The sequence below is a fragment of the Halomonas mongoliensis genome (assembly GCF_052496345.1).
Genome location: NZ_CP199288.1, coordinates 94,382 through 112,823 on the forward strand (window position 1 = coordinate 94,382; position 18,442 = coordinate 112,823).

Here is an 18,442-nt window from a genome sequence, read left to right on the forward strand (position 1 = left end):
GCATCGTCCAGAATAGTCATCTCATACCCCCCATAAAGCAAGAAACCGGCCCCTCGAAAGGAGCCGGTTCGATGGCAGTGCCAAAGGGACGAAACCACTTCCCTAGTAGCTCAACCTTAGCCCAGCAGAGACAGCACGTTCTGCGGGATCTGGTTAGCCTGAGCAAGGACAGAAGTACCAGCCTGCTGCAGAATCTGCGCACGGGTCATGTTGGCGACTTCGACAGCGTAGTCGGCATCTTCAATGCGCGAACGTGCGGCAGCGAGGTTAGTCTCGTTGGTGCTCAGGTTGGTGATGGCATCTTCGAAGCGGTTCTGGATAGCACCCAGCTCGGAGCGTTGAATATCAACAGCGGCGAGCGCAGCATCAAGCGTGGACAGGGCATTAGAGTCACCACCAGTGGTAACTTCAACAGTCAGATCTTCACCCGCAGTAAGGACAGTGCCTCCATCAGCAGTTCCGGCATCTGCTGTACTCAGCGCATCACCCAAGGTAAAGGTGACTTCCCCGCTTTCTTGGTCGAAGTTTGCAGTCAATTCGAAGCCGACATCCGCATCCCCTGAATCCTTACCGACGAGAGCGTAGCGGGTCGTTCCGTCATCATCGAAGGAAACAACTTTTCCGCCACTCGCGATGTCGCCTTGCTCCAGATCAATTCCATCAAGGTTGATCTCAAAATCAACATTCTCTGTGGTGGCAGAGCCTTCTACGATCGAACGAACGTCGAAACCTTTCGCTGCTACGTTGCGGGTTTCACCACCCACAGTGGCCATGTCGTCGGTTCCAATCTCATCCTGCTTGAACAGGTTCCAGCCATTCTGGTCGTTGATGACGATGCCGATTTGCTCGCCATCTTTAGCGCCCACCTGGATGTTGATAGTGGTTTCTTCACCGACATCCAGCACGTTGGTGCCATTGAAATCTGTCTCACGAGCGATACGATCGATCTCCTCCAGGCGCTGGTTGACTTCCTGCTGAATGGAGTCGATATCAGAGGCAGAGTTGGTGCCATTCTGCGCCTGAACGGTCAGCTCACGAACGCGCTGCAGGTTATCGTTGATCTGGTTCAGCGAGCCTTCGGCAGTCTGGGCGATGGAGATACCGTCGTTGGCGTTACGCTGCGCCTGGGCCAGACCGGTGATCTGGGAGGTCATGCGGTTGGCGATGGCCTGACCGGCCGCATCATCCTTTGCGCTGTTGATGCGCAGACCGGAGGAGAGACGCTCCATGGAGGTCTGAAGCGCATTCTGGGACTTGCTCAGATTGGACTGGCCAATCATGGAGGTGATGTTGGTATTGATCACGGACATGATGTGATTCCTTCTACGTTGGGGGCTCCATTGGCGGGCCCGCTGCGATTGGTGCTTCTAGGCCCAGCGGGCCTGCCACAACGGCGCCGTTGGCCGTTACTTTCTATAACGGCCGTTGGCCGGGAGACTTTAGGGCTGAAGGCAAATTTTTACTGCAGGCGTCTGGCGGCACTATTCGCGCAGCCGGGCTGCGGCCCACAGGGAAACGGGGAAAGGGAGAAGGCAGAAGGGAAAGCCAGTGCCGGCGGGCCGGGAGGCCGGACCAAAGCGCCCGGCGGGGCCGGGCGCAGTGTGAAATGATGGCGGAAAATGATGGTTGAAGGGGGGGCGCAAGGCGGGTGCCAGCCCCTGTGCGCTACCGCTTTCTGGGGTTGCCCAGGTCCGCCAGCATATCGAACTGCTGGGTCAGGTAGGCGCTGGTCTGGTTCATCTGGGCGATCATGGAATCGAGCTGGCCGAACTGCACCCGGTAGCGGTCGATGGTGCGCTCGATGGAGACCTCCATGCGCTCGAAGCGCTCGCCCAGGCTCTTCACCCGGGTCTCGGCGCCGCTGATGGAGCGCTTGACGATACCGTTGCCGTCCAGCAGCTGACCCAGGGTGGTATTGAGGCTGCCGGCCAGGCCGCCCTTGCTGTCGGCGCCGGCGAAGAATTCGCCCAGCCCACTCATGTTGCCGCTGGTCAGCTCGTTAAGCTTGCCGTCATCGAGCTTCAGGGTGCCGTCGCGCTGCAGGGTGATGCCCACCTGGTTCAGGGTGCGCAGCTCGCCCTCCCCGACTCCACCGGCCAGCACGCCGCGCAGGCGCGACTCGACGGTGCGCACGGCGCTGTCGCCGTTGAGTTCGCCGGCCTGGCCGGTATCGGCATTGAAGGAGGTGAGTTTGCCGATGGTCTCCTTCATGTCGTTGAAGGCCTTGACGAAGCCCTGCACCGCCTCGCGGGCCTTGAGGGTGTCCTGCTCCACCCGCAGGGTGATCGGCTGGCCCTCTGCGGTGGTCTCCTCCAGGTTCAGGGTCACGCCCTGAATGGCGCCCTCCACCCGGTTGGTGGCGCTGGTAATCGCGATGCCGTTGACGTTGATGCTGGCATCGCGGCCGGCGCGCAGGGTGTCGGCGTCCTCCCCGAGATCGGCATGCTCGAATGTCAGGCCTGTCAGCGAGGCCTCGGCGCCGGTCTCCTGGCTGGCCAGCGCCAGCCGGTAGCCGTTGCCGTCGTTGACGATGGAGGCGGTGACCCCGGCCTCCTCGTCGGCGTTGATGGCATCGCGCAGATCCTCGAGCGTCCAGTTCTCCTCGATGGCGATAGTTACGCTGCGCAGCGCCTCGGCCCCGGTATCCAGCTCGCCGGTCTCGCTGTCATAGATGGCGCCGAAGTTCAGGGTCAGGGTATCCGCCTGGGTGAAGAGCGGCTCGTCGCGGGTGTCGGCTGCCGTGGTGGCGAGCGTGCCGGCAGTGGCCAGCTGGCTCACCTCGACGCTGTAGCTGCCGGGCTGGGCGGTCTTGCTGGTGGTGGCGGTGAAGGCGTCGCCGCGCACGTTGGCCGAGAGGCTCTGGTAGAGCGAGGCGTCGTTGAGCTTGGCGACGCTGTCCTGAAACTTGGTGAGCGAGCTCTGCAGCTGGCCGAAGGCGGAGATCTTCGCCTGCTGCTGCGCCTGCTGGCGCTTGATGGGCTCCAGCTTGCCGCGCTCGGCGTCGCGCAGCTGATCGAGCAGACCGGAAAGGTCCAGGCCAGAGCCAACGCCAAGGGCCGTGATGGTTGACATGGAAGTTCCTCAGTAGGCGCACGGGGCGCGGGTGCCCGCAGAGGGCTTTAGCCGACTATCGGCAGGAGCCCCCGGAACTTTAGCATGTCGCGCCGGGCACGATCAGTCGCGGCCGAGCTGGGCATCCATGGCGGCAAACTGCTGGGCCAGGTAGTCGCTGGTCTGGTTCATCTGGGCGATCATGCCGTCGAGCTGGCCGAACTGGGTGCGGTAGCGCTCAAGCGTCTGCTCGATGCCCTGCTCCATGCGCACGTAGCGCTGGCTGAGGCTCTCGATGCGGTTCTCGGCGCCGCCGATGGCGTTGGTCAGGGCGCCATTGCTGCCGAGCAGCTGGCCGCTGGTCTCCGCCAGGCGCCCGGCCATGCCCGGCGTCTCGCCGCTGCCGGCGAAGAAGCGCTCCACGGCGCCCATGTCGTTGGCGATGGCCATGTCGAGCTCGGCGTCGTCCAGGCTCAGGGTGCCGTCCAGGTTCAGCGAGATGCCCAGCTCGCCGAGCAGGGCAAACTCGCCCTGGGCGCTGTCGCCCACCATGGCGCTCAGGTCGTTGCGCAGGCGCGCTTCGACGGTGCGCACGGCGCTGTCGCCGTTGAGCTCGCCGGCCCGGCCGGAGTCGGCATCGAAGGCGGTCTGCTCGCCGATGGTGCCCTTCAGGGCGTTGTAGGCCTCCACGAAGCCGCCGACCGCCTCGCGAACCGCCCGGGTATCCTGCTCCACCTGCAGGGTGGCGCTGCCCGGCTGCTGCAGGTCCAGGGTCACGCCCTGTATCGCCCCTTCCACCTGGTTGGTGGGGCTCACGATATTGATGCCGTTGACGCTGAAGGCGGCGTCGCGGCCCTGCTGGACCACCGCACCCTCCTCGAGGTCCTCGGCATCGCTGACGGCCACTCCATCGGCAAAGAAGCCATCCTCGAAGGTCATGCCGGTGACGGAGGCCGCCTCACCGGTCTGGTGGGACATCAGCGCCAGGCGGTAGCCCTCGCCGTCGTTGACCAGGCTGGCCGAGACCTTGGCGCCCTCGTGGGCGTTGATGGCGTCGCGCACCTCCTCGAGGGTGCTGCCGGCCGCCACGCTGATCTCGATGGCATCGGGCTCGCCCTCGGGGGCCTTGCCGAAGGCCAGGGTCAGGATCCCGCCGCCGTCGGTCAGGGTCTCGCCGGGGTCGACGTCGATGCGCTGGCTGGCCAGGCTGCCGGCGCCGGCGAGGTGCGCTACCTCCACCTGGTACTGGCCCGGGGCGGCATCGGCATCGGCGGCGGCCTGCAGCGCCTCGCCGCCGACGCTGGCGGAGAGGCTCTGGAAGAACTCGGGATTGGCGAGCCGGTTTGCCGCGCCCTCGAAGGCCGAGAGCGCCCCCTGCAGCTCGCCGTAGGCGGAGATACGCACCTGCTGGGATTCGATCTGGCGCTCGATGGGCTCGAGCTTGCCGCGCTCCGCCTCGTTGAGCTGATCCAGAAGCCCGTTGAGGTCGAGGCCGGAGCCGATGCCGAGTGCTGAGATGCTGGCCATGATGAACTGCCTTGTGCCGATGAATGTGCGGCCAGAACACTGCCGCCCTGCTACAGGGGTCGGCGGGCGCGCCGAGAACTTTAGGGGAGATGGCCCTTCAAATTTTCTGCGCGTTTAGGTGAGCATGATAGGGGCACAACAGATCTGCCACCTACCCGATGACAAGGATGCCCCATGCGCCATGCACAGCACACGCCCCCAAAGACACAGCGCCCCCTCAACCACGCTGCCCTGGCCGCAGGCTTGATACTGCTGCTGGCGGGCTGTGCGGCCCGCTACCCGCTGGATATCCCCGAGGCGCAGTGGGAGGCGATGACACCCACCGAGCAGCGCCAGGCTCGGGAACAGCAGGTGGCGCTGGATCGCGCCCGGGCCGAGCAGCGCGCCGCCGAGGCCCGCGCCCGAGAAGAGAAGGCCCGCGAGGCGCGGCTGGCGCTGGAAGTTCGTCGCCAGGAGGCACGACCGGGCGAGCGGGTGCAGTGCGTGCTGGAGGGCGAGCTGCGCAGGGGCAGTAGCTGGCACGCCATGACCCCGGCGGGCATCGATGTGGTGAGCGGCATGACGGTCCCGGTGGCGCTCACCAGCCGGGATGGTCGGAGGCGCCAGGACGCCTACGCCAGCTTCGATGGCCAGGCCGTGACGCTCTGCCGCCATGAAAGAGAGCTCGCGCGCCCCGGCGCCGACTGCGCCCGCCTGGTCGGCACCCAGCGGGACTTCGCTCGGGGCCTTGCCGGGCGCGTGGAGACCGAACGCTTCGTACGCGGCACCCTGCGCTGCGACCTGCCGCTCAGGACGCGGTGAGCCGCCTCTTCACCACCGCAAAGCCCTTGCCGTGCAATGCCGCCGTTGGGAATTGAAGGGATACTACCGACAGGAGGAGCCGCGACTTCAGGCGCCTACCCGGCAGCCCAGATAGCGGCTCTCGAAGGTGGCGGCGTCTACCGGCCTGCCGGTCAGGTAGCCCTGGATCAGGGTGACCGGGTAGCGGGCGAGCGCCTGGAGCTGCTCTTCGGTCTCCACCCCCTCCGCCACCACCCGCAGCCCCAGCTCCTGAGCCAGGCCGGTGACGGCGGCGACGATGGCGGCACTGCCGCGGCGCTCGCCCTCATCGCCGGTGAGCCGCTGGATGAAGCTGCGATCCACCTTGAGGGTGGTCAACGGCAGGTCCTGCAGGTAGCTCAGCGAGGAGTAGCCGGTCCCGAAGTCGTCGATGGCGATGCGGCAGCCCAGCTCGCGCAGGTCTGTCAGCAGGCCCACGGCCTCCTGCTGGCGGTCGAGCAGCACGCTCTCGGTCAGCTCGAAGCCGATCTGCCCCGGCGGCAGGTCATGCTGCTGGAACAGCTCCCGCACCTGCTCGACCAGGCCGCCCTGCCAGAACTGGCCCGCGGAGAGGTTGACGGCGACCCGGGGTGGGCTGAGCCCGGCCAGGCGCCACTCGCCGAGCTGTTCGGCCACCTTCTCCATCACCCGGCGCCCCAGCGGAATGATCAGCCCGGAGCGCTCGGCCATGGGAATGAACACGCCAGGGGAAACGTCGCCGAATTCCGGATGGTGCCAGCGCAGCAGCGCCTCGGCCCCTTCCACCTCGCCGGAATCGCGATTGACCAGCGGCTGGTAGTGCACGGCCAGCCCCTCGCCGCTCTCCACGGTGTCGCGCAGGGCGCTCTCCAGCGCCAGCTGGCGGCTGTCATGGGCGTTCATCTCGGTGCGAAACAGGCGGTAGGTGTTACGCCCCTCGTGCTTGGCGCGATCCATGGCCGTATCGGCGTTGCGCACCAGGGCATCGGCGGTGGTGCCATCCTCCGGGTAGAGGCTGATGCCGAGGCTGCAGCCCATCCGAAAGGTGTTGCCGAGCACCTCGAAGGGCTGGGCAATGGCATCGATCAGCCTGCGTGCCACCATCCTCACGTCTTCCAGACCGCCGAGCTCCGGCAGCAGCGCCAGGAACTCATCGCCGCCGAGGCGCGCCAGGGTGTCATCCTCGCGCAGCCTCTCCTGCAGTCGCACAGAGACCTGCACCAGCAGCTCATCACCCACGGCGTGGCCCAGGGTGTCGTTGACCTGCTTGAAGTGGTCAAGATCGATGAAGATCACCGCCAGGCCCTGCTGCTGACGATGGGCGTGGCGAATGGCCAGCCCCAGGCGGTCCTCCAGCAGGCGGCGGTTGGGCAGGCGGGTCAGGGGGTCGTAGTAGGCCAGCCGCCGCACGCGCTCCTCGTTTTCGCGGATCAGGGTGATATCGGTGAAGAGCGCCGCATAGTGGGTCACCTTGCCGTCATCATCGGTGACGGCGGTGATGGTCAGCCGCTCCAGATAGAGCGCCCCGCCCTTGCGGCGGTTCCAGATCTCGCCTCGCCAGTAGCCGTGGGCGTCCAGCTCCCGCCACATCTGCCGGTAGAAACTGGCGTCATGCCGCCCCGAGGAGAGCAGCGCCGGCGTGCGCCCGACCGCCTCCTCCTCGCTGTAGCCGGTGACCTGGCAGAAGGCCGGGTTGACGTACTCGATGACGCCGTTCGGGTTGGTGATGATGATCCCTTCCTGCGAGGCATCGATCACCCGCTCGGCCATCTGCAGGTTCTGCCGGGAGAGCGCCAGCGCCTGGTCGCGCTGCTCCAGGGCGCGGCGCAGATCCTCCACGTAGAGCCGCTCGGCACCGGCCAGCAGGTGGCGGCGGCTCCCCCCCTCCATCGACATCGGCGCCTCGCCCACCGGGGTCTTGCGGTGCACGCCGCTGACCGGTGAGCGCATCACCTCGGCGATGGGGCGGCGCATGGCCGCCAGGTCGGAGAAATCGATGGCCAGGGCGTCGCACTCGGTCCAGATTCCTACCGGAACGCCCCGCTCCATCACCACAATGGAGCTGCAGCGCCGCTCGGCCATGCGAGCGGCGACCTCACTGAGCGGCGTGGCGAGGTCACATGTCAGCAGCGCATTCTGCATGATGCGCTCGATGGGGAGTTCCTGGGTCATGGGCTACCGGGGGTCAAGTGGACGGTGATCGTCAAACAGACATCACGGTGCAGTTCGGCCGAACGCCGAGAATCTTTAGCCGCATCAGGCCGGTGCGCTCAGCTGCCAGGAGGTCGGAAGCGGCACGACTCCGCGGGAGCGAGGCATTCGGCCGATAGCAAGGACGCCCGCTGGATGTGCTGCGGGCCAAAGAAGATGAAAATGCTACGCAAGGGATATGATTTGATGAAGCGGCAGCAAAAGGCCCGTCACCGCCGGGCCTTCGCCGTTGCCGACCGCCGGTGCCAACCGGCAGATGCTCGGGGCAAGCCGCGCCTTTGGCGTGCTATATTGCCTCGCCAACGCCCCGGGGAACGGAAAGGACGCCATGACACACCCTCAGGCACAAGGCGGCGCTCACCCGACTCGCCCCAGGATCTGGCACTTGGTTACTTGGCTGGGTCTCAGCCTCTGGCTGGCGCTTGTGGCCCCCCTGGCCATGGCGATGCCTGCGCCTGAAGGAAGCGAAACATCGGCCGGCCAGGCGCAGACGCTGACCCTCGGCATCTTCGCCTACCGCCCCAAGGTGGTGATGGTGAGGCAGTGGCAGCCCCTGGTGGACTATCTCAATGCGAGCCTGCCAGAGGGGCTCCACGTATCGCTGCAGGTACTGACCCAGCCCGAGATGGAAGAGGCGCTGCGCCACGACCGGCTGGACCTGATCTTGACCAACCCCTCACACTTCATCGAGCTGCGCACCCTCAACCAGCTCTCGGGGGCGCTTGCCACCCTGGCCACCATGCAGTACGGGCAACCCGTGTCACACCTGGGTGGCGCGGTGATTCGGCGTAGCGGCCCCGGGGGCCCAGGCACCCTGGAGGAGCTGAAGCACAGTCGAATCGCCATCGTCGGCAAGCAGTACCTGGGGGGCTATGCCGCCCCGGCGGGTGATCTCAAGCGCCGCGGCATCGACCCGGAGCGGCTGGACTACCTGGTGACCGGCGGCAGCCACGATGACGTCGTGCACGCGGTGCTTGAAGGGCGCGCCGATGCCGGCTTCATCCGTACCGGGGTGCTGGAGAGCAAGCTGCGCGACGGCACCCTGCTGCCGGGAGAGGTCGAGGTGGTAGAACCCCAGCGCCATGCGGGCTTCCCCTTCGCCTCCTCCACGCGGCTCTACCCCGAGTGGGCCTTTGTCGCCCACTGGGCGCTGCCCCGCGATATCAGCAAGCGCATTGCCGCACTGCTCTTCGAACTCTCCCCCCACGACCCGGCGGCACGGGCAGCCGGCATCCACGGCTTCACCATCCCCTCGGACTACGCCAGGGTGGAGGAGCTGATGATGAGCCTCAGGATCCCGCCCTTCGATACGGCGCCGGAGTTCGGCTGGAAGGACATCTGGGAGCGCTACTGGCCGGCGCTGATGACCGGGCTGGTCCTGGCCAGCATCATCCTGGCCCTGCTCTTCACCCTGGCCGCCGGCTACCGGCGCCAGCGAAAACTGCACCGCCACGCCGAGGAGCTGGCCAAGCGGCTCGCCTGGACACTGGAGGGTACCCGGGCGGGCACCTGGGAGCGCAACGTTCAGACCGGCGAGCTCCGCATCAACCAGCGCTGGGCAGAGATGGCCGGCTACCGCCGCGAGGAGCTCGAGCCCGTCACCTTCGACACCCTGCGCGCCATGACCCACCCCGAGGATCTGCGGCAGGCCGAACAGGCCCTGGCGCGCCACTTCGCCGGGGAAGACAGCCACTACGGCTGCGAGCTGCGCATTCGCCACCGCGACGGACACTGGCTCTGGGTCTATGACCGCGGCCACGTCAAGACCCGCACCCCGGACGGCAAGCCCGAATGGATGTTCGGCACCCATATCGACATCACCGACCGGCATCGGCTGATTGAAAATCAGCAATCCTGGATTCAGCGCTTCCGGGAGTTTTCCGATAACGTTCCCGGGGTGCTCTACCAGTTCCGCCTGCGGCCGGATGGCAGCGCCCACTTCCCCTTCGCCTCGCCCCGTCTCTACGAAGTGTACGGCTGCTGGCCCGAGGAGGTGGCAGAAGACGCCACGGCCGTCTTCAGCGTGATACACCCCGACGATATCGAGGCGGTTCAGCAGTCCATCCGGGAGTCTGCGGCCACGCTGGGCCCCTGGCGCGCCACCTACCGGATCCAGCACCCGCAGCAGGAGCAGCTGTGGCTCGAGGGCAGCGCCACCCCCTCCCGCCAGGACGATGGCAGCACCGTCTGGCACGGCTATATCCGCGATGTCACCGAGCTCAAGAAGTACGAGCAGGAGCTGGAGTTCACCGCCTTCTACGACCCCCTGACCGGCATCCCCAACCGCCGCCTGCTGGGCGACCGCATGAGCCAGGCCATTGCCCATGCCCTGCGCAGCGGTGAAGCGCTGGCCATCTGCCTGCTGGACCTGGACAACTTCAAGCCGATCAACGACACCCTCGGCCACGAGGCCGGTGATCGCGTGCTGATCGAAATCGCCCGCCGGCTGAGCGGCCTGCTGCGCGCCGAGGACAGCGTGGCACGCCTGGGCGGAGACGAGTTTGTGCTGCTGCTGCGCAACCCGGAGGGAGAGAGCGTCTTCCAGCGGGTGCTCGATGACCTGCGCGCCCCCATCGACCTGGAGGGTAGCGAGGTACGGGTTTCCGCCAGCCTCGGCGTGGCCATGCTGAACCACGAGGCTCCCTGCGATGGCGACCAGCTGCTGCGGCTGGCGGACCAGGCGGCTTACCGGGCCAAGTCCGCCGGGCGTGACCGCTACCGAGTCGTGACGGCGGGTGGTCAATCAGGCTTTCCGACAGGCCGCAACACGGCGACTCAAGCGCGGTAAATAGCGGGAAAGGTTGACCTGGGTCACCCTCGCAAACGCATACGCCAAGGCCGACTAAAGCACAAAGGCACACTGCCGATACCGCTTTCAGACGGGCGATGCCAACCGGCCGCGCCCCTGAACTCTGACGCCTTGAGCCGCGGCAAGCTGCCCGCTATGGAGACCCTATGACCCACGCCCTGCACCGTATCCCCATGGGGGGCAAGTTCCTGCTCACCCTGCTGCTGCCGCTATTGGCGCTGGCGTGGTTTGCGGGCAACGGCATCGTCGATCGCCAACGCCAGGCCACCAACATGGCCGAGATGGAGAGCCTGGCCCTGCTGGCGCGCCATGCCGGCGACCTGGTGCATGAGATGCAGCGCGAGCGTGGCATGACCTCCGGCTACCTGGGTAGCCAGGGCAGCGAATTCGGCAGCCGGCTCGCCACTCAGCGCTCTCGGACCGATGGCGAGATCGCATCGCTGCGCGCCTACCTTGCCGCCATGGAGTTGCACCTGGATGAGCGACTTCAGGGCCGGATCGATCGGGTACAGCAGCTGCTGGGCGAAAACGACCGCATCCGCCAGCGGGTCGATGCCCTGGATATCCAGGCCGCCGAGGCCATTGGCCACTACACCGAGCTCAATGGCGAGCTGATGACGCTGATCGGGCGGATGACTCAACGCACCGAGGCGGCCACCATTTCCAGGGCGCTCTCCTCCTACTACAGCCTGCTGGAGGCCAAGGATCTGGCCGGCATCGAGCGCGCCCTGCTGACCAACGCCTTCGCCGCCAACGTGATGCGCACCCCGGCCTACCACAGCCTGCTGGAGCTGATCGGCCAGGAGCAGGCCTTCCTCGAGGCCTTCGACAGCCTGGCGAGACCCGAGCTGCGCGAGCGTCTGGCCACGGCCATCAGCGGCCCCGAGATCGAGCGCCTGGCCCCGCTGCGCCAGCTTGCCGTGGAGCGGGGAGTGATGGGTGGCTTCAACGTCGCCCCTCAGCAGTGGTTCGACTGGCAGACGGTGAAGATCGAGCGCCTCCGCGAGGTGGAAAACTTCGCCGGCGACGAGATCGCCAGCGCCGCCGCCGCCCTGCGCAGCGGCGCTCGGCAGGGGCTGATCACCTATGCCGTGGTGACCGCCCTGGCCGCTGGCCTGGCGATCCTGTTCGCCTTTTTCGTGGTGCGCGACCTGGTCAGCTCCCTGCGCGCCGCCCTGCAGGACATCGAGAGCCGCGGCGGGGATCTTACCCGCCGCCTGTCGGTGCTTGGCACCGATGAGCTCAGCCGCCTCTACCGGGCCTTCAATGACTCCACTGCGTCTACCGAGCAGCTGGTGGCCAATATTCGCCGCGGCGCACTCTCCGTGGAGGTGGCCAGCAGCGAGATCGCCCAGGGCAATCAGGACCTGGCCCAGCGCACCGAGGAGCAGTCCGCCTCCCTGGTAGAGACGGCTTCCAGCATGGAGCAGATCACCGTCACGGTTCGCCAGACCGCGGACAACGCCCAGGAAGCCAGGGCCATGACCGGCGAAGCCGCCGAGCACGCCAAAACCGCCAACGAAGTGGCGCTGCAGGCCAGCGCCGCCATGGAGCAGATTCATACCGCCAACCAGGAGGTGACCACCATCGTCACCGCCATCGACAACATCGCCTTCCAGACCAACCTGCTGGCCCTCAACGCCTCCGTGGAAGCGGCCCGTGCCGGCGATCACGGCCGGGGTTTCGCGGTGGTAGCCCAGGAGGTTCGAAAGCTGGCCAGCCGCAGCGCCGAGGAGGCCGAACAGATTCGCCGCCTGGTGGACAACAACGTGGCCCGGATCGACGAGGGCGAAAGGCTGGTGCGCACCACCGGGGAGGCCCTGGTCGACATCACTCGCCAGGTCGAGAAGGTGGCCGAACTGGTAGCGGAGATGGCGGCGGCCACCGGCGAGCAGTCGGCTGGCATTGAGCAGATCAACCAGGCGGTCTCCCAGCTCGAGGAGGTGACCCAGCAGAATGCTGCCCTGGTGGAGCAGGTCTCCGCCGCCAGCCGCTCACTGGACGACCAGGCCAGCGAGATGGCCGGGCTGATCGGCCAGTTCAAGGTCGGCGAGAGTTCGGTGCTGAGAGTGGCGGAACACTAGGCTTGGCACTACACCTGCATGTTCATGACATCCTTGTAGGCGGTGACCAGCCGGTTACGCACCTGGGTCCCCATCTGGAAAGCCACGCTGGCCTTCTGCATGTCCACCATCAGGTCGTTGAGCTCAACGCCTGGGTCCCCCGCCTGAAAGGCCTGCGCCTTGACGGCCGAGGCCTGCTGCAGGCGATTGATACGCTGGATCGACGCCTGCAGCTCGCCGGCAAACCCGCCCGCCCCCACCGCGGTGGAAACCTGCTGCCCCTTGACCGCCTGGCCCGCGGCCTGACTGGCCAGGCTCTGCATCTGCGCCAGGGCGGACTGTATGGCCGGTGAACTCATGCAAGCGCCTCGTCAAGCTGTCGGTGAACGTCATGATCGTCAATGACTGCCAAGGCTAGCACCGCGCCCCCCCCCTGCCATCCCGGCAATTGCCAATGAAAAGAGAGGCTTTTCCCGGGTTAGGGCTCGACGGAGGGAAGGATAATAGCGGCCATCACAGTTCCGACTGCCGCAAGGGCAGCCAATCGCGATCCACGGACGCTGCAAATGCCTTTTTTCTTCCATGACAGTGGCAAGCGCCATTGCTCGTGCCGGCCCTGGGGGTGGCGTGAATGAGTAATGGTGCTCAAGCTACCGGCACACAGGAACGCTCGTCGCGCCAGGAAGGCAGGTCTTCGAACGGAGTCGAGCGCGTGCTGCAGCAGCTGCGCGGTAACCCGCTGATCGTTCTCTTGGTCGCCGGCGCCGCCTGCGTGGCGATCATCGTGGCCCTGCTGATGTGGGCGCGCTCCCCCGACTACCGCGTGCTCTACAGCAATCTCTCCGATGCCGACGGCGGTCGCATCATGAGCGAGCTGGACGCTCGCGGCGTGCCCTATCGTTTCAGCCAGGGAGGCCAGGCGCTGCTGGTTCCCGGCGACCAGGTACACGGCCTGCGCCTTCAGCTCGCCGAGCAGGGACTGCCCCGGGGCGGCAACGTCGGCTTCGAGCTGATGGACGACCAGGCCTTCGGCATCAGCCAGTTCGCCGAGCAGGTCAACTACCAGCGCGGCCTGGAGGGGGAGCTCTCCCGCTCCATGGAGTCGCTGGGCCCGGTGGAGCGCGCCCGGGTCCACCTGGCCCTCGCCCGCCAGTCGGTCTTCGTTCGCGACCGCGAACCGGCCAAGGCCTCCGTCATCCTCACCCTGCATCCGGGCCGCCTGCTCAGCGATGGGCAGGTCAGCGCCATCGTGCACATGGTCGCCAGCAGCGTGCCGGAGCTCAACGCCGAAGAGGTCACCGTGGTGGACCAGAACGGTCGGCTGCTCTCGACGCAGGCCGCGGGCCGCCACGACCTGGATGGCTCTCAGCTGGAGTACATCGAGGAGGTGGAGCGCTCCTTCCAGCGTCGCATCGAGAATATCCTGGTGCCGATTCTGGGCCGCGACAACGTCCGCGCCCAGGTGGCGGCGCAGATCGACTTCTCCCGCCGCGAAGAGACCGCCGAGCGCTATGGCCCCAACCAGACACCCAACGAGGCCGCGGTGCGCAGCCGCCAGGGCAGCGTCGCCTATAACGGCGACCAGGGGCTGGCCCAGGGGATTCCCGGGGCGCTGAGCAATACCCCGCCGGGCGCCGCCCCCTCCCCCATCGAACTCCCCGAGGGTGAAGGAGGCGGGGACCCCGAAGCTCAGCAGGTCGCGCTTCAGGCCACCAACACCCTGCGTCAGGACGAAGTCATCAACTACGAGGTGGACCGCAGCGTTTCCCACGTCCAGCACCGCCTGGGACAGGTGCAACGCCTCACGGCGGCCGTGGTGGTCAACTACCGCGATGAGATCGACGAAGAGGGGGCCGCGGTCCGGGTACCGCTCACGGAGCTCGAGCTGGCGCAGATCGAGCGCCTGGTCAGGCAGGCCATGGGGTTCTCCACCGCTCGCGGCGATGAGATCGAGGTCGTCAACAGTCGCTTCTCCGTGGTAAGCGACGAGACCCACCAGCCGGAGTGGTGGCAGTCCCCCGAGATTCATGCGCTGGCACTGAATATTGGCCGCTACCTGCTGGTGGCCCTGGCCGCCCTGCTGCTCTATCTGCTGATTCTCCGCCCGCTGATCAAGCGGCATACCCAGGCACCGGTCGCCACCGCGGCGCCCGGCAGCACCCTGCAGGTGCAGGTAGGCGACGACGATGCCCAAGGCACAGCGGCCACGGAGACCAACAGGGCGGCCGAAGACACCTACGAGGTTCCGCGCAAGCGCCGCCGCAAGGCATCCGAATACGAGCAGAACCTCGGCGACCTGCGCGAGATGGCCCAGGAGGACCCCCGCATGGTCGCCATGATCGTACGCAGCTGGATGAACAAGTATGAGTAAGAAAGCGGAGAGCATCAGCGGCGCCCGCCGCAGCGCCATCCTGCTGCTGGCCCTCGACGAGGACAGCGCCGCCGAGGTGTTCAAGTATCTCTCCTCCAGGGAGATCCAGGCCATCAGTACCGAGATGGCCAGGCTCGATCAGGTCTCCCACGACGAGATGCGCAAGGTGCTCGCCGACTTCCAGGCCGAGACCGAGGAGTTCATCGCGCTGAACCTGAACTCCAGCGACCATATCCGCTCGGTGCTCACCAAGGCGCTGGGCAGCGAGCGCGCCTCCAGCCTGATCGAGGACGTGCTGGAGAGCTCCAGCGCCACTTCGGGTATCGATGCACTGAACCTGATGGAAGCCTCCATGGTGGCGGAGCTGATCCGCGACGAGCACCCCCAGATCATCGCCACCGTCATGGTCCACCTGGAGCGCCACCAGGCGGCTAACGTGCTGGAGCTCTTCGACGACAAACTGCGCAACGACGTGGTGCTGCGCATCGCCACCTTCAGCGGCGTCCAGCCGGCCGCCCTGCAGGAGCTCACCGAGGTGCTCTCCGGCATGCTCGATGGCCAGAACCTCAAGCGCAGCAAGATGGGCGGCGTAAGAACCGCCGCCGAGATCCTCAACCTGATGAACTCCAGCCAGGAGGAGGCCGTCATCGAGACGGTACGCGCTCACAGCGAGGATCTGGCCCAGAAGATCATCGACGAGATGTTCCTGTTCGAGAACCTCATGGATCTCGACGACCGCAGCATCCAGCTGGTGCTCAAGGAGATCGATACCAACTCCCTGGTGGTGGCCCTCAAGGGCGCACCAGAGGCGCTCATGGACAAGTTCCTGCGCAACATGTCCCAGCGTGCCGCCGACCTCATCCGCGAGGACATGGAGGCCCGCGGTCCGATTCGCATCTCCCAGGTGGAAGCCGAACAGAAGGCGATCCTGCAGGTCGTCCGCCGCCTGGCCGACAGCGGCGAGATCGTGCTAGCCGGCGGAGACGACACCTATGTCTGAGCAGCGTCCGGGCCAGCCGCTACCGCGGCACGACGGCGAGGTGTCCTGGCAGCGCTGGGAGATGGGCGAGCTGCCCCAGACCCGGCGCGACGCCGGAAACGCCGCCCCGGCCCCCGAGGAGACCGCACGGCGCAAGGCGGCCTTCCAGCGCCAGGCGGAGCTCCACGCCCTGCGTGAGAAGGCCATGCAAGAGGCCCGCGAGGAGGGCTACCAGGCGGGCTATGCGTCCGGCCACGCCGAGGGGCTGGAAGCGGGACTCGCCGAAGGCCTGGAGCAGGGCCGGGCCCAGGCTCGGGCGGAGCTCGAGCAGCAGCTTCGCGATACCCTCTCCCCGCTGCTTCCCCTGGCGCAGTCATTCGGCCGCGCCCTTCATGAGCTGGACGAGGTCCTGGCCGAGGAGCTGGTAGAGCTGGCCCTGGCCACCGGCCGCCAGCTGGCCGGCGAGGCGCTCAAGGCGCGGCCCAAGCAGGTGCTGGAGATCGTCCGCGGCCTGCTGCACACCGAGCCGGGCATGAGCGGCCAGCCACGGCTCTGGCTGCACCCTAGGGATCACGCCCTGGTCGAGGAGCATCTGGGTCATGAGCTGGCAGCCGCCGGCTGGATGCTGCAGCCCGATGATCAGGTGACCCGCGGCGGCTGCCGGGTCACCAGCGCCAGCGGCGAGCTCGATGCTACCTGGGAGAGCCGCTGGGCAGCGGTGAAGCGTCAGGTTCGTCGGCGCGCCACCCCCAAGCCCCCCGAGGATGGCGACAGATGAACGCCGTCGAGCTGCCGAACCCCTACCACCGGCACTGGCAGAGGTCGCTGCGCAAGGTGCGGGCGCGCATCGAGAAGGTGCCTCCTTTTCGCGCCAGCGGCCGGGTGGTGCGCGCTACCGGGATGGTCATCGAGGCGGTTGGCATGCAGGCCCCCCTGGGCAGCGCCTGCCTCATCGAGCTGCCGGCGCCCTACAGCCACGAGCCGCCGCGCTTCGCCGAGGCCCAGGTGGTGGGGTTCGCCGGAGAGAAGCTGTTCCTGATGCCGCTGAGCGAGATCGCCGGACTGCTGCCCGGCGCACGCGTCTTTCCACTGGGCAGCGGCGGCAACGGCGCACGGCGCTTTCCGCTGGGCGAAGCGCTGCTCGGGCGAGTCGTGGATGGCAACGGCGAGCCGCTGGACGGCCTGGGCCCCCTGGATGATGCCCATCAGGCGACCCTGCAGACGCCTCCGCTCAACCCGCTCTCCCGGGCACCCATCGAGACCCAAATCGACGTCGGCATCCGCGCCATCAACGCCCTGCTCAGCGTGGGGCGCGGCCAGCGCATGGGGCTGTTTGCCGGCTCGGGCGTGGGCAAGTCGGTCCTGCTTGGCATGATGGCCCGTTTCACTCAGGCCGACGTCATCGTGGTCGGCCTGATCGGCGAGCGGGGCCGAGAGGTACAGGACTTCATCGACAATATCCTCGGCCCGGAGGGCCGGCGCCGGGCCGTGGTGGTGGCGGCTCCCGCCGACACCTCTCCCCTGCAGCGACTGCAGGGGGCCGCCTATGCGACTCGCCTGGCGGAGGGCTTTCGCGACGAGGGGCGCGACGTCCTGCTGATCATGGACTCCCTGACCCGCTACGCCATGGCCCAGCGGGAGATCGCCCTGGCCATCGGCGAGCCTCCGGCGACCAAGGGCTATCCCCCTTCGGTATTCGCCAAGCTGCCAGGCCTGGTAGAGCGCGCCGGCAATGCCCAGCGCGGTGGCGGTTCCATCACCGCCTTCTATACGGTGCTGACCGAGGGTGATGACCAGCAGGATCCCATCGCCGACTCCGCCCGTGCCATTCTCGACGGCCATGTGGTGCTGTCGAGAACCATGGCGGAAGCCGGCCACTACCCGGCCATCGATATCGAGGCCTCGATCAGCCGCGCCATGACGCAGATCATCAGCCCCGACCAGGCTCGCCTGGCACAGTCATTCAAACGATTGTTTTCACGCTATCAGCGCAACCGCGACCTGATCAGCGTCGGCGCCTATGCCCGGGGGAACGACCCCCAACTGGACGAGGCGATCCAGCGCTACCCCGCCCTGGAAGCCTTCCTCCAGCAGCAGATCGATGAACAGGCCCCGGTCGATGCCTCCCTGGAGGCACTGGCCAAGACCCTCGGAGTGAACCGATGAGCGCCAACGCTTCACCGCTTGATACCTTGATCGAACTGGCCCAGGGCTCCCGCGACCAGGCCGGCCAGGCGCTCGCCAGCGAGCGTCACAACGAGCAGCAGGTGGCCGGACAGCTCGAGGCTCTGCACCAGTATCGCCTCGAGTATGCCCAGAAGCTGCAGCAGGCCATGAGCGAGGGCATCGACCCGGCCAGCATGCGCAACTACCAGCAGTTTCTCGACTCCCTGGATGCCGCCCTGGCACGCGCCCAGCAGGCCCTGAAGGCCCAGCAGCAGCGCGTTAGCCAGCGCCAGACCCAGTGGCAGCAGGAGCAGCGCAGGCTGTCTTCCTACGATACCCTGGCCGCTCGCCGTCAGCAGGAACAGCGGCGCCATGAGGCGCGCCAGGAGCTGCGCCTCAACGATGACCTGGTCAACGGCCGCCTGGCCCGCGCCCGCTATGCCTCGGATATATGACGTCGGAGTGAC

At 66.9% G+C, this 18,442-nt stretch carries 13 protein-coding genes; 8 read left to right on the plus strand and 5 right to left on the minus strand.

The features are described 5' to 3' along the window. Positions 1-116: 116 nt before the first annotated feature. From ACRYRV_RS00450 to fliD (ACRYRV_RS00460), 3 genes are all read right to left on the minus strand, one after another. Positions 117-1,310, minus strand: a complete 1,194-nt coding sequence (locus ACRYRV_RS00450) for a FliC/FljB family flagellin (protein ID WP_444984311.1) — start codon at positions 1,308-1,310, stop codon at positions 117-119. A 355-nt stretch (positions 1,311-1,665) separates the two neighbouring features. Then, complete coding sequence (fliD, locus tag ACRYRV_RS00455) at positions 1,666-3,072, minus strand: flagellar filament capping protein FliD (protein ID WP_444984310.1); 1,407 nt, start codon at positions 3,070-3,072, stop codon at positions 1,666-1,668. A 102-nt stretch (positions 3,073-3,174) separates the two neighbouring features. Next, complete coding sequence (gene fliD / locus ACRYRV_RS00460; RefSeq protein WP_444984309.1) at positions 3,175-4,578, minus strand: flagellar filament capping protein FliD; 1,404 nt, start codon at positions 4,576-4,578, stop codon at positions 3,175-3,177. Positions 4,579-4,752: 174 nt separating this feature from the next. Between fliD (ACRYRV_RS00460) and ACRYRV_RS00465 the strand changes: the two genes are divergently transcribed. Continuing rightward, entirely contained in the window at positions 4,753-5,379 is a 627-nt protein-coding gene (locus ACRYRV_RS00465) for a hypothetical protein (protein ID WP_444984308.1), read from the plus strand. An 87-nt stretch (positions 5,380-5,466) separates the two neighbouring features. Here the strand turns inward: ACRYRV_RS00465 and ACRYRV_RS00470 are convergent, their stop codons facing one another. Further along, on the minus strand, positions 5,467-7,548 hold the full coding sequence (locus ACRYRV_RS00470; protein ID WP_444984307.1) for a putative bifunctional diguanylate cyclase/phosphodiesterase: 2,082 nt from the start codon (positions 7,546-7,548) through the stop codon (positions 5,467-5,469). A 424-nt stretch (positions 7,549-7,972) separates the two neighbouring features. On the opposite strand from ACRYRV_RS00470, the gene ACRYRV_RS00475 reads away from it, so the two are divergent. Next, a complete protein-coding gene (locus ACRYRV_RS00475) occupies positions 7,973-10,375 on the plus strand; it encodes a diguanylate cyclase domain-containing protein (RefSeq protein WP_444984306.1) in 2,403 nt (800 codons plus the stop codon). Positions 10,376-10,542: 167 nt separating this feature from the next. Then, positions 10,543-12,480, plus strand: coding sequence for a methyl-accepting chemotaxis protein (locus ACRYRV_RS00480; protein WP_444984305.1), 1,938 nt, complete (start codon positions 10,543-10,545; stop codon positions 12,478-12,480). 8 nt (positions 12,481-12,488) lie between these two features. Here ACRYRV_RS00480 and fliE read toward each other — a convergent pair whose 3' ends face one another. Then, the gene (gene fliE / locus ACRYRV_RS00485) at positions 12,489-12,818 is read right to left on the minus strand and encodes a flagellar hook-basal body complex protein FliE (RefSeq protein ID WP_444984304.1); all 330 of its coding nucleotides are present in this window, start codon (positions 12,816-12,818) and stop codon (positions 12,489-12,491) included. A 272-nt stretch (positions 12,819-13,090) separates the two neighbouring features. Between fliE and fliF the strand changes: the two genes are divergently transcribed. From fliF to fliJ, 5 genes are read left to right on the plus strand one after another with little or no spacing between them, the layout of a single operon-like run. Next, complete coding sequence (gene fliF / locus ACRYRV_RS00490; protein WP_444984303.1) at positions 13,091-14,830, plus strand: flagellar basal-body MS-ring/collar protein FliF; 1,740 nt, start codon at positions 13,091-13,093, stop codon at positions 14,828-14,830. Further along, complete coding sequence (gene fliG / locus ACRYRV_RS00495) at positions 14,823-15,830, plus strand: flagellar motor switch protein FliG (protein ID WP_309636967.1); 1,008 nt, start codon at positions 14,823-14,825, stop codon at positions 15,828-15,830. Before fliF ends, fliG begins: the two co-directional genes overlap by 8 nt. Continuing rightward, positions 15,823-16,587 carry a flagellar assembly protein FliH gene (locus ACRYRV_RS00500; protein WP_444984302.1) on the plus strand — a complete coding sequence of 255 codons (765 nt, stop codon included), beginning with the start codon at positions 15,823-15,825 and terminating at the stop codon, positions 16,585-16,587. Before fliG ends, ACRYRV_RS00500 begins: the two co-directional genes overlap by 8 nt. Further along, positions 16,584-17,975 carry a flagellar protein export ATPase FliI gene (fliI, locus tag ACRYRV_RS00505; RefSeq protein ID WP_444984301.1) on the plus strand — a complete coding sequence of 464 codons (1,392 nt, stop codon included), beginning with the start codon at positions 16,584-16,586 and terminating at the stop codon, positions 17,973-17,975. The genes ACRYRV_RS00500 and fliI overlap by 4 nt, the downstream gene beginning before the upstream one ends. Then, the gene (fliJ, locus tag ACRYRV_RS00510; RefSeq protein WP_309636970.1) at positions 17,972-18,430 is read left to right on the plus strand and encodes a flagellar export protein FliJ; all 459 of its coding nucleotides are present in this window, start codon (positions 17,972-17,974) and stop codon (positions 18,428-18,430) included. Before fliI ends, fliJ begins: the two co-directional genes overlap by 4 nt. Positions 18,431-18,442 lie beyond the last annotated feature (12 nt).